Genomic DNA, 12,323 nt, shown 5'->3' on the forward strand with positions numbered 1-12,323 from the left:
TTGCTGCCTACCGACTATCGCTACCCCAGAGTGGGGCCGACAAGGCTTGAATGTCTTCACTTCAGAATCTAGAACCAACCACTGACATTTCAATATTCAGAAGTTTGCTTGTGGATAATCGTCCGATCAGACCTTCGAGAACGACAGTAACAAGCTTCGAACACACATTCGAACAAAGGTTTGGCGTGTCGCCAAAAACCTCCATCTGGAGCCCCCCAGACGCAACAATGCCCCGTCATTTCTGACGGGGCATTGTCCGCAATTAATCCTTACGCGGATTCGCAAGGCCGCGACCGTGACGTCGCGACTCCGGCACATCAAACTCCTCACAGAGCGCAACCCAGACAACACGGGGTTCCACCCCGCGCGCAAGGGCTTCGTCTGGCGTACTCGCCAGACCTGTCACCCAATAGTCCCGGAACAGCACGCCTGCATGGGCAGCACCAAATTCTTCTGCGGCCGCGGTTCGCAGCGCGCGCATGCGCATCGGGTGGACTAGCCAGCGACGAGCGAAGAGCTAAAGTCGGTCACCAGTTCATCAGGAACGGTGTCCGGGAAGCGCGACGAGAGCGGCATAGAAATTCCCTCAACAAGCGCGAGCCGTTCGCTCACTTCGCCGAGGATTACCGAGAGCGGGGTGTCAAGCGCATCAGCGACTGCCGCGAGAATCTCACTCGAAGCTTCCTTCTGACCGCGCTCCACCTCACTCAGGTAGCCAAGCGCAACGCTCGCATCGCCCGCAACTTGACGCAGGGTGCGACCTTTCTGCTGTCGGAAATCACGCAGAACGTCTCCGAGCTCCTGACGCATCAGTACCATCGGTTACCTCCCCTTCGCAGTGGCCGTCGGCCATTTTTGTAAGAATATCCGGCTTGTGCGATTCTCGCACTCACCTCGACACATTTGCCGGTCATCGAATACAACTTCGACCCTACTCGATCTATTCCGACAATTTCCCAAACCTGAGTGAACTCCACTCAGGTTTACGGTTTTCTCCCAGCTATTACGAAGAAAAGTCGGGATGTGTGAGCAACTCTTGGGCAGCATTGATCGCCGCGATAACCGTTGCTTCACGAATTTGCTGTCTGCTCCCGGGCGCCACATCAACCAAAATTGCCTTCGTCATCTCACCCAAGCTCAACCCCACCCACACTGTGCCAACCGGCTGACCGGTCTGCGGATCAGGATCCGGCCCGGCAACACCGGTCGTTGAGATACCGAGCTGAGCGGGGACGCCGGCAACTGCACACGTTCTCCGCACGCCGGCCGCCATTTGTTTTGCGACCTCAGCATCGACTGGACCGTATACGGAGAGCCTCTCTTGGGAAACGCCAAGCAACGATGCCTTGATGGCGGTGTCGTAGGCAATCACTCCCCCTGACACCACCCGTGAAGCACCAGGAACGCCCACCAGAGTGGCGCAGAGCATTCCCCCAGTGAGCGACTCGGCTATCGCAAGTCGCAGTCCCAACTCCGCACAGCGCTCAATAACTGCAGCGGCGCTACTCATGGTGGCCGCTACTCGGCCTGTGCAGCACGCTGGCTGCGGACATACGCGATGATGTAATCGATGCCGCTCGCGATAGTGAGGAACACCGCGATACTCATCGTGATGATATTCACCCACTCGAAGACTGTGCCAGCGATCCCGTCGATCTGCGAAAGCGGCGTCAGCGCGAGAGCAATTGCAACCGACTGCGCAACGGTCTTGAGCTTGCCCATCCAGGCAGCAGCCACCACGACGTCGCTGACGATCATCAGCCGGTGGATCGTGATGCCTACCTCGCGCACGAGCACGACGATGGTCACCCACCAGGGAAGCTCGGCAATGATCGAGAGGCAAACCATTGCAGCCCCGGTCAATACCTTGTCTGCGATGGGGTCAAGGAGCTTACCGAGATCGGTGATCAAACCCTTCGAACGAGCCAAATAGCCGTCGAGCGCATCGGTCGCAATTGCCACTACGAAGAATGCTGTCGCGCCCCAACGCATGGCCACCGAATCTCCACTCGCGAGAATCAGCCAGACAAACAGTGGAGTCGCGAGAATGCGAGCACCGGTGATGATGTTGGGCGCATTCCAATTGCTCTGTCGTGCTGCGGGTGCGTTCGTCATGGAGCTCATCTCGTATTCGTTTAGTCCCGGCCTGTGAGTTGCCAGGCATCTTCGTTAGGTTCATCATCGTCGCCATCATCGGTTGACGAGTTCGCAAGCGGATCGTTGTAACGATCATCTGAGTGGTCATCGAGAACGGTTGTTGCGCTGCTACCAGAGAACTGATCAACAGGTTCGGCAATCACTTGTGGCGCTGCGGATACAACAGGGGGCGCGACAGGCACAGCAGATGGGGAAGGCGTGCCAGTAATGCGCGCGAGAATCTCAGGAAGCTGTTCGGGTGAGACAAGTACATCGCGAGCCTTTGAACCCTCAGAGGGGCCGACGATTTCTCTCGACTCCATCAGATCCATAAGACGGCCGGCTTTCGCGAACCCCACACGCAGCTTGCGCTGCAGCATGGAGGTGGACCCAAACTGCGAAGTTACAACGAGGTCGATTGCGGCGATAAGCACTTCCAGGTCATCGCCGATATCTGCGTCGATTTCCTTCTTCTCAACGACCTGCGCAACGTCTGCACGGTATTCAGGACGCGCCTGAGTCTTCACGTGCTCGACAACACGGGCGATCTCAGCTTCGTTCACCCAAGCACCTTGCACACGCATCGGGCTAGATTCACCGTTCAAGAGCAACAGGCCGTCGCCTTGTCCGATCAGACGCTCAGCACCGACCTCATCGAGAATGACTCGTGAATCGGTACCCGAAGCGACAGCGAACGCGTAGCGGCTGGGAACGTTTGACTTGATCACGCCAGTGACGACGTTTACCGAAGGGCGCTGGGTCGCAAGCACGAGATGAATACCTGCGGCACGTGCGAGCTGTGTAATGCGCTGAATTGAGTCTTCAACATCTCGTGGTGCGACCAGCATGAGGTCTGCGAGCTCATCAACGACAACGAGCAAGTACGGGTACGGCTTGAGTTTGCGTTCGCTGCCCTCTGGCAGGATGATTTTGCCCTCACGAATTGCAGCATTGAAATCATCAATGTGACGGAAGCCGAAGCTCGCGAGGTCGTCGTACCTCATGTCCATTTCTTTCACGACCCACTGAAGCGCTTCGGCAGCCTTCTTCGGGTTCGTGATGATGGGGGTAATCAAGTGAGGAACACCCTGGTAGACGGTGAGTTCAACACGTTTCGGGTCGACGAGTACCATGCGCACCTCTTCAGGCTTTGACCGCATCAAAATACTCGTGATCATCGAGTTGATAAAGCTTGACTTACCTGAACCCGTTGCACCGGCTACAAGCAGGTGAGGCATCTTGGCAAGGTTGGCAATCACGAAGCCACCCTTGACGTCCTTGCCAACACCGATGGTCATCGGGTGCGTCGAGCGTTGTGCCTTCGCAGAACGAAGTACGTCGCCAAGCGCGACATTCTCACGGTCGGTGTTCGGGATCTCAATGCCGATGGCGCTCTTACCAGGGATCGGCGAGAGAATTCGAACCTCATTTGAAGCGACAGCGTACGAAAGGTTGCGCGAAAGCGCAGTAACCTTTTCAACCTTCACACCGGGTCCGAGCTCAACCTCATATTGCGTTACAGTGGGGCCGCGTGAAAACCCGGTAACCTGCGCGTCAACCTTGAACTCTTCGAACACCCGACCAATTGCTGCCATGATCTGATCGTTGGCATCGGTGTGGGTTTTGGGTGTCGATCCTTCTGACAGAATGCGTGCATCAGGAAGATCATAAGTGGAGGCAACTGACGGGTCATGCAGCGGTGCAACTTCGAAAGCGGGAGCCGCAGGCACATCGCCGTCCACAGCGTCCAAGTCGTCAAGCTCGAGAATTCGAGTTTCCACCTGGGGTGAATCATCCCCAAGGCCTGAGCCCCCTCGCGCACCGCTTACCTCCGAGCTCAAGAAGTCAGTTCCGAGGCCGAGGTCGGCGAACGGGTCACCGGTGGCGATCGCCGCTGTCTCTTCGGATGCGCCGACCACTGCAGTTACCGCGTCGTCAGTAGCGAAGGCAGATTCGAATGCGCCGCTCCCACTTTTCTCAGCAGGGAGCACGTCGTCAAGCGCTTCGGCTGCCTGCACGAAGTCAGGATCTTCCTCGCGCCCTGTTGAATTACGACGCCACCAGGGCAGCGATTCAGGAGAGTCGTGGTCGAAGAGCGCAGCATCGGACTCGTCATTCTTTGCCCGCGCACGCGAACTGCGCGGTGTTGGCTCAGGCTGTACAGGTGCTTGCTCGCCGAAGAGGTACGCATACCCTTCGCGGATACGTCGCACAATACGGCCTGGCGGGGTCTTCGTGATGATCAGCACCGCGAAGACCAGCAAGAGCGAGAGAACAGGCACGGCGAACCACTTGGTCAACGCGCCAAGTGGAGTGCCAACCAGCCAACCCAGAAGTCCACCAGCGGCAGAAAGTGCTGGCATTCCCTGGCTGGGCTGAGGTTCATTGCCATAGAGATGGGTGAGGCCAGACGCACTCGCGACTGCGAGGAAGAGTCCGATCGCGATACGGCGGTTGTCATTCACGCTCAGTGGGTGGTTGAACAGCCACAACGCAAAGCAGAACATGATGATCGGAAGACCGAAGGCGATACGCCCGACCAGGCCGCCAAAGGTATATGCCGTGATCTGAGAAGCGACGTCACTGCCAATTGCAAACCACTCTAGGATCGCGCCTATGAGCGCAAGCACTACCAGGAACAGCGGGAAACCATCGCGACGATCTGCCGCGTCAAGAGGCTCCGCACGGAATGTGCGAGCAGCGCCACCGACTGCGTGCGCAATGCTCTCCCAGACACGAACAATGAACGGCGAGCTTGGCTCAGCTTCCATAAGCACTCGGGTGCGCGCGGTCGCCTGAGACCCGGAAGAGTTACGACTCTTCGCGGGCGTTTTCCGGGCTTTGCCGTTCGCTGACGAGTTTTTGGCCATGTGAATACGGTACAAGGCGCCGCCGACATGCGTGTGCTTCAGTTCGGCGCGCCTATGATTCAGCCGCCTACGGTGACCGTAGGCGGCTGAATCAGTATGCGAAAATCGCTGGTTTAGAAGTACACGCCACGTGCGGCCATGAAGCCACGCGGATCAACTCGGCTCCAGGAATTCGGCCAAGTTTCGAAGTGCAGGTGAGGGCCGGTTGACCAACCTGTATTTCCCACGTGACCGATCTGCTGACCCTTCTCAACCCACTGGCCGCAGTTCACGATGATGCCACCGTAGGGCTGGTGAGCGTACCGAGTCTTCGATCCATCTGCATGCTGAATATCAACCGCATTGCCGTAATTGCTGAACTCGTAGCACGCGCTGACGCGGCCTGCAGCAACCGCGTAAATTGGCGTCCACTCGGCACCGTCGAAGTCCAGACCTCCGTGGTTGCGTGCACCGCCGAATTCCTCATTCACGTTGTTCCATGCGAGCGGATAGCCCCAGCCACCGCCACCGGTGGGTGGTTTAACAGTGCCACCGCCACCGCCGCCGCCGCCGTTATTGTTGTTGTTGTTTTCTTGGGCCTTACGCGCAGCTTCTTCTGCAGCCTTACGTGCGGCTTCCTGTCGCTGTCGCTCTTCTTCTGCCTCTTGGCGTACGCGCTCTTCGTAGCCCTCAACCGTTTTCGCGGTTTTGTCTTTGAGAGCGTCAAGCTGCGCTTCTAGCGTCGCTTGCTGTTCTTCCTGTGTCGTCTGTTTCTCGACGGCTGCAGCTGCGGCTACAGTCGCGATTTCTTTGCGCTCTGCGGCTTCCTGCTGCAAACGCTCACGTTCTGCTGATGCAGATTCAGCCTGCTGACCAAGCGTCTCCGCATTATTGCGGGCGCGAGTTGCGTCGTCAGCAACCTTGGAGTTCCGCTCCGAAGCCTTCGACATCACAGCAAGACGCTCGAGCAGCTGATCGGCTGTCGAGGCGTCGCTCTCGAGGAAGAGTTCCATGTTGCGATCGACGCCACCTGAACGATACATCTGAGAGACCAATGAAGCGGCCTCGCGCGAGGCAGCATCCGCTTCCGCTGCGCTCTCACTCGCTTTGGTTTCAAGAGCCTCAACTCGCTCATTCGCGGCGAGCAAGTCATCTTCTGCCTGCGCAAGCGCGTTTCCTGCGGTGATAGAAGCCTGCTTTGTCGTCTCTACTTCCTTCGCCACCTGCACGAGGAGCGCTTCGATCTCAGTGATCTTGGCATCAGTCGCGTTGACATCTTGCTTCGCCTTTTGCACGTCATCCCAGGTAGGGAGATCGGCATCGACCGCCTGGCCCGGAGATGCGCCCAAGGTAAGTCCAGTAGCGATGATGCACGCAGCTGCCGCAAGGCCGACCACACCCGTCCATCTGCGTCGCGCGTTGCTTTCAGCAGAAGTGTGAGTTCTCATACGGCCTCCCGTGTCAGTGTTCGGTGTAGGACGTGCCCGAAGACACTATTCAAAGAACGCTAGCATTCTCAGTTCGATCGCGCTTTCAGACGAGCCAAAATAAGCCGGAGATCGGGCGAACGCGTGATCGCGAGTACGCCAACAAAGACAATTCCGGTCACTACAGTGATGACAACTGAGCGCCAAATCGCATCAAACACAGTGGCGAGGCCCAAGTTGTCGTCGAAGAGGGACACCAACGCGATTCCGATGACCGCAGCAATGACTGCTGCAGGCACCGCACTCGTGAGCGTTCGCAGGATCCGCCGACCACCGAGCAACCCGACTTTTCGGCGCAGGAGAACAACCGCAAGAATGCACTCAATAATTGTCGAAAGTGCCCACGTGATCGTCAGGCCAACAACGGTGAACTGATGCGGCAGCATCAGCGAGAACAGGCCGCCGCCAGAGTACAGAATGATCTGCACGAGGTTAAAGAAGAACGGGGTCTTCATATCTGTGAGCGCAAAGAAGCCGCGCTGCACCACGTACAAGAAGCTGAACGCTGCAAGTCCGATGAGGTACCCGCGAAGCACCAGCGTGAACATCTGTACTTGCGACTCATCGGTAGCAAAGAGTACGACGCGGCTCACGTACGGGGCAACAGCCATCATTAACGCGGCCGAGAACAGCATGACAATGCTGATCGCCCGGGTCGCGGACTGGAAATTCTCGCGATAACCGACGGTATCGCCGGTCTGTCCTGCGGTAGCAAGCCGCGTAAAGAACGCCGTGCCAATTGACATCGCAATGACCGAGTGCGGCAGCATAAACAAGAGCCAGGCATTCTGCATAGCAGCAGCAGACGGCCCACTACCGGAGGCGCTATTCGCCACGTTTGTAGTGATAATGCTCCCGAGTTGCATTGCGACGACAGAGCCAAGGCTCCAGCTTGCCACCCGAGCAGTCTCGCCAAGGCCCATATTGCGCCACTGGAAGTCAGGACGGTAGCGGATCCCCGATTTCGTCCATGCGATGTACAGGATCGCAGACTGGATCGCGACACCGAGGGTTCCGCTGCCAGCCAACAGCGCGATGCTCCAGCCATTCCATTCAGAGACAGTGCGAAGGCCGTCGGGATCCGCACCAAAAATGAGAATGAACGCGGCGATGCCGGCAATTCCAACGAGGTTATTGATCGCTGGCGCCCAGGAGAACGGACCAAAGACACTACGTGCGTTCAACACCTCACCCAGGACCGTGAAGAGGCCATAGAGCAAGATCTGCGGAAGGCACCAATAGGCGAACGCAGTCGCGAGTGCGCGCTGATCCGCCGGGAATTCAAGGGTGAAAATGTGCACGAGCCAGGGGGCGGCCGCCATTGCCAGCACGGTGACCGTGCCGAGAATCGTCAAGATCAATGTCATGATCTTGTTAATGTAAGCGGCGCCCCCATCAGGCGCTTGCGATGCTTTGACGATGAGCGGCACGAGCACGGAGCTCAACATGCCGCCCACCAGCATGAGGTAGAGCGTGTTTGGGAGCATTGAGCCGTTCGCAAATGCGTCGGCTGAAATTGACTGCGTCTGACCGATCGCGAACGCGAGCAAGGCTGTCTTTACGAAGCCAAGCATTCGCGACACCATCGTGCCTGATGCCATCAGCGCACTCGCGCGCGCGATCCCAGAAGCCACCCTCTGACCTTTCGTTCCCCAGCGGGAGTTAGACGACGACCACGACAGGCACGATCATTGCCTTGCGGCGGAGCTTGGTGCCCACCCAGCGGCCAATCGTGCGGCGCGTGATCTGCTGCAGCTGCTTGTGGTCGGTCACGCCGTCCTTCATAGCTGCCTCAAGCGCATCAGCGATCTGCGGCTTGATCTTGTCAAAGACGCGACGATCTTCGGCAACACCCTTTGCGTGGATGTCGGGGCCCGAAACAATGTGCGCCGTAGTCGGCTCAACCACGGTAATGACCGAGATGAAGCCTTCCTCTGCAAGCGTCATGCGGTCCTTGAGGTCATCCTCAGTGACGCGGCCAACGCTCTTGCCGTCGACATAAATGAACTCGGTATCGATCTGTCCAACAGCGCGTGCAACGCCATCAACAAGGTCAACAACGGTGCCGTTCTCAGCGATAACTGTGCGGTTCGCAGGAACGCCGGTCTCAATTGCGAGCGCAGCGTTTGCGACGAGCATGCGGTATTCGCCGTGGATCGGCATCACGTTCTTCGGACGAACGATGTTGTAGCAGTACAGGAGTTCGCCTGCTGCTGCGTGTCCTGAGACGTGAACCTTTGCGTTGCCCTTGTGAACAACGTTGGCACCGAGCTTGATGAGGCCGTCGATAACACGGTAGACCGAGGTCTCATTACCAGGAATGAGACTCGAAGCGAGGATGACGGTGTCGTCCTTGCCGACCTCGACCTGGTGTTCCTGGTTGACCATGCGGCTGAGGACAGCCATCGGCTCACCCTGCGAACCGGTCGACATGTAGACGATACGGTGATCAGGAATGTCGCCGCTTTTCTTGAGATCGACCAGTACACCCTCGGGAACGTTGAGGTACCCAAGATCAGACGCAATCTTCATGTTGCGAACCATCGAACGTCCGAGAAGAACAACCTGGCGGCCGTTGGCGTGAGCTGCATCGAGCACCTGCTGAACGCGGTGTACGTGGCTCGAGAAACTCGCCACGACTACCTTCCCAGGCGCACGCGAGATTACCTGTTCGATAACTGGGCCGATGTTCTTCTCAAGCGGAGTGAAGCCTGGAACATCTGCGTTCGTCGAGTCAGTCATGAAGAGGTCAACACCCTCTTCACCCAGGCGAGCAAACGCGCGCAGGTCAGTGATGCGACCATCAAGCGGGAGCTGATCCATCTTGAAGTCACCGGTGCCGATCACGAGACCAGCGTCAGTGCGGATTGCAACAGCAAGCGCATCGGGAATCGAGTGGTTCACAGCGATGAACTCGAGGTCAAACGGGCCGTACTTGGTGCGCTCCCCCTCTGCCACAACGCGCGTGACCGGGCGGATACGGTGCTCCTTGAGCTTTGCCGACACGAATGCCAGGGTCAGCTTCGAACCGACAAGCGGGATGTCTTCGCGCATCTTCAGGAGATACGGGACACCACCGATGTGGTCCTCGTGGCCGTGCGTGAGCACAACCGCGACAATGTCTTCGAGACGGTCTTCAACCTTCGAGATGTCGGGAAGGATGAGGTCGACGCCGGGGTGCTGCACCTCGGGGAAGAACACGCCACAGTCGACGATCAGCAGCTTGCCGTTGATCTCGTAGACAGTCATGTTTCGGCCAACTTCGCCCAGACCACCGAGTGGCGTGATGCGAAGCGTACCCTCTTCGAGGGCTGGCGGAGCGTACGGGGGGTTCGGCACAAAGCCTCCTGTGTTTATCGGGTGGTGCCTGCGATTTTGGGCAGAGCACCGCCGGCAGCCGCATTGCGGTCCGGTCGGAAGTTCGTAAAGTCAACACCGGGTACATCGCGAACCAGCGACAGTTCATCTTCGATGACTGCTGCTTCCCATTCTTCGGGTCCGACGAGCGGCAAACGCACGCGCGGGCTCGAAATGCGGCCGAGGCCGTGGAGAATGTACTTCGCTGCAACCGTTCCCGGAACATGCGTCATGACTGCGCGCACGAGCGGTTCGAGGTTCTTGTGTACAGCCGTTGCTGCGTGCAGGTCGCCGGCGTTAACCGCGTCGACCATCGCACGGTACGGTGCAGGCGCAATGTTTGCCGTCACACCGATGAGACCAGAGGCTCCGATCGAAAGGTGCGGAAGCACGTTCGCGTCGTCGCCCGAGAAGTAGAGCAGATCAGTCTGGTTGAGCACTCGGCTCACCTCGCTAAGATCGCCCTTCGCGTCCTTCACAGCCACAATGTTCGGGTGCTTCGCGAGACGAAGAATCGTCTCATACGCGATCGGAACACCGGTACGACCAGGGATGTCATACAGGATGGTGGGAAGGTCAGTTGCGTCAGCAACCATGCGGAAGTGAGTGAGCAAGCCCGCCTGGGTGGGCTTGTTGTAGTACGGGGTCACGATCATGACACCATCTGCACCCGCGCGCTCACTCGCGCGGTAGAGCTCAATTGCGTGTGCGGTCTCGTTCGATCCGCCACCGGTAATAATCTTTGCGCGGCCGCTCGCCACAGATTTCGCAACCTGGACGAGCTTCAACTTTTCAGGGTCGGTGAGGGTAGACGTCTCACCGGTCGTTCCAGTCACGACGATGCCGTCAGCACCGCCCTGAATGCAGTTTTCAATATGCTGCTCCGTCGCAGCCCAGTCAACTTCACCGTCAGCATCGAACGGTGTTACAAGCGCGACCAGGACCTGCCCGAAGGGGTTCTCAATATTTGCCACTTACCTAGGCTACCCGAATCGGGCTGGTGAGATTATCCAGATTACGGATCAGAGACGTGACCAGCGCTCGAAAACGTACCCGAGCCCCTGCTGTGATTGCTCTTCAGGTCCCTGTTCTGCAAGATGCCACTCAGGCCCAATTTCAGGCGCGAAGGTGTCTGCGTCGTCGATAGTGAGGCCGATCCGCGTGACTACGAGCTCGTCAGCAAGCGGCATCGCGGCTCGGTACAGCTGGCCGCCGCCCATGATCCACGCAGCGCGTGCTGGCCAGTCATTGTTGGCCGCTTCAGCATCAGCGGCGCATGCCGCCGTATAAGCATCGCGCACAGCCGACTTCGTGAGCGCAAGAGCCTCTTCAAGCGTCGCAACAATGGTCGCACCGTCAGCGACATATGCCGCATCACTCGTAATAACAACGTTGGTGCGCCCGGGAAGCGGCCGGAAACTCGCAGGAAGTGATTCCCAAGTCCGGCGCCCCATAATCACCGGCGCGCCCCAGGTTGTTCGTTTGAAATGCGCGAGGTCCTCAGGCAGGTGCCAAGGCATGGTTCCGCCACGGCCAATCACTCCCCCAGTTGCCTCAGCCCAAATCATGCCGAGACCTTCACCAATGGTGCGTTCTGCGTGCTTCATTAGACCGCCACCGGCGCCTTAATACCGGGGTGGTGCTCGTAGCCGACGATCTCGAAGTCTTCGAGCGTGTAATCAAAGATCGAATCAGCCTTGTTGATCTTGATCTGCGGGTACGCGTACGGCTCGCGTGAAAGCTGCTTCTCAACCTGTTCAACGTGGTTGTCATAGACGTGGCAATCGCCACCGGTCCAGATAAACTCACCCGGCTCTAGGCCGACCTGCTGCGCCACCATCAGGGTCAGCAGCGCGTATGACGCGATGTTGAAGGGAACACCCAGGAACATATCTGCCGAACGCTGGTACAGCTGGCAGGACAACTTGCCATCAGCGACGTAAAACTGGAAGAACGCGTGGCACGGCATAAGCGCCATCTCGTCAAGATCAGCAACGTTCCACGCCGAGACGATGATGCGACGCGAGTCAGGGTTCGAGCGAAGCTGCTCGATGACGTTTGCAATCTGGTCGATGTGCTCGCCACCGGGCGCTGGCCATGAACGCCACTGCACACCGTAAACGGGGCCGAGATCGCCCTTTTCGTCAGCCCACTCGTCCCAAATCGTCACGCCATTGTCGGTGAGGAACTGCGTGTTCGACTCGCCCCGAAGGAACCACAGCAGCTCAACCGCGACAGACTTGAAATGCACACGCTTGGTCGTGAGCAGCGGGAACGACCCTGCAAGATCGTAGCGAATCTGGCGGCCGAAGAGACTGCGCGTGCCGGTGCCCGTGCGATCGCTCTTCGGAGTACCAGTCTCATATACCTCACGAAGCAGGTCTTCGTATGGAGTTTTGATCTCAGCAGTCATGCGCTCAATCTTACCGAATCGTCAGGGCATGAGGCCGAGGCGCTTGGTCAAGTTCATTTGTCAGCCGTGGGCGCAACCAAA

General features: G+C 58.1%; 11 protein-coding genes. All 11 read right to left on the reverse strand.

Annotated features, from left to right (window positions below; all coding sequences use genetic code 11):
• Window positions 1–262: 262 nt before the first annotated feature.
• Window positions 263–481 (reverse strand): DUF3046 domain-containing protein, encoded by a 219-nt coding sequence (locus ICL81_RS08525; protein WP_353055471.1) that lies wholly within the window; start codon window positions 479–481, stop codon window positions 263–265.
• 14 nt (window positions 482–495) lie between these two features.
• Window positions 496–819 carry a helix-turn-helix domain-containing protein gene (locus ICL81_RS08530; RefSeq protein WP_188023727.1) on the reverse strand — a complete coding sequence of 108 codons (324 nt, stop codon included), beginning with the start codon at window positions 817–819 and terminating at the stop codon, window positions 496–498.
• Window positions 820–1,003: 184 nt separating this feature from the next.
• Window positions 1,004–1,510 (reverse strand): CinA family protein, encoded by a 507-nt coding sequence (locus ICL81_RS08535; RefSeq protein WP_188034479.1) that lies wholly within the window; start codon window positions 1,508–1,510, stop codon window positions 1,004–1,006.
• A gap of 8 nt (window positions 1,511–1,518) precedes the next feature.
• Window positions 1,519–2,115 (reverse strand): CDP-diacylglycerol--glycerol-3-phosphate 3-phosphatidyltransferase, encoded by a 597-nt coding sequence (pgsA, locus tag ICL81_RS08540; RefSeq protein ID WP_188034480.1) that lies wholly within the window; start codon window positions 2,113–2,115, stop codon window positions 1,519–1,521.
• A 20-nt stretch (window positions 2,116–2,135) separates the two neighbouring features.
• Window positions 2,136–5,006: a DNA translocase FtsK gene (locus ICL81_RS08545; RefSeq protein WP_188034481.1), complete on the reverse strand. Its 2,871-nt coding sequence runs from the start codon at window positions 5,004–5,006 to the stop codon at window positions 2,136–2,138.
• A 113-nt stretch (window positions 5,007–5,119) separates the two neighbouring features.
• Window positions 5,120–6,433, reverse strand: a complete 1,314-nt coding sequence (locus ICL81_RS08550) for a peptidoglycan DD-metalloendopeptidase family protein (protein WP_223160637.1) — start codon at window positions 6,431–6,433, stop codon at window positions 5,120–5,122.
• Between the two features lie 68 nt (window positions 6,434–6,501).
• Entirely contained in the window at window positions 6,502–8,106 is a 1,605-nt protein-coding gene (murJ, locus tag ICL81_RS08555) for a murein biosynthesis integral membrane protein MurJ (protein WP_188034482.1), read from the reverse strand.
• 28 nt (window positions 8,107–8,134) lie between these two features.
• Entirely contained in the window at window positions 8,135–9,811 is a 1,677-nt protein-coding gene (locus ICL81_RS08560) for a ribonuclease J (protein WP_188023733.1), read from the reverse strand.
• 14 nt (window positions 9,812–9,825) lie between these two features.
• The gene (gene dapA / locus ICL81_RS08565; protein ID WP_188034483.1) at window positions 9,826–10,803 is read right to left on the reverse strand and encodes a 4-hydroxy-tetrahydrodipicolinate synthase; all 978 of its coding nucleotides are present in this window, start codon (window positions 10,801–10,803) and stop codon (window positions 9,826–9,828) included.
• Between the two features lie 48 nt (window positions 10,804–10,851).
• Window positions 10,852–11,436 carry a dihydrofolate reductase gene (locus ICL81_RS08570; protein WP_251381978.1) on the reverse strand — a complete coding sequence of 195 codons (585 nt, stop codon included), beginning with the start codon at window positions 11,434–11,436 and terminating at the stop codon, window positions 10,852–10,854.
• Window positions 11,436–12,242, reverse strand: a complete 807-nt coding sequence (locus ICL81_RS08575) for a thymidylate synthase (protein WP_188034484.1) — start codon at window positions 12,240–12,242, stop codon at window positions 11,436–11,438. The genes ICL81_RS08570 and ICL81_RS08575 overlap by 1 nt, the downstream gene beginning before the upstream one ends.
• Window positions 12,243–12,323: the final 81 nt, after the last annotated feature.

Source organism: Leucobacter sp. cx-328, from assembly GCF_014530035.1.
Lineage (GTDB): Bacteria > Actinomycetota > Actinomycetes > Actinomycetales > Microbacteriaceae > Leucobacter.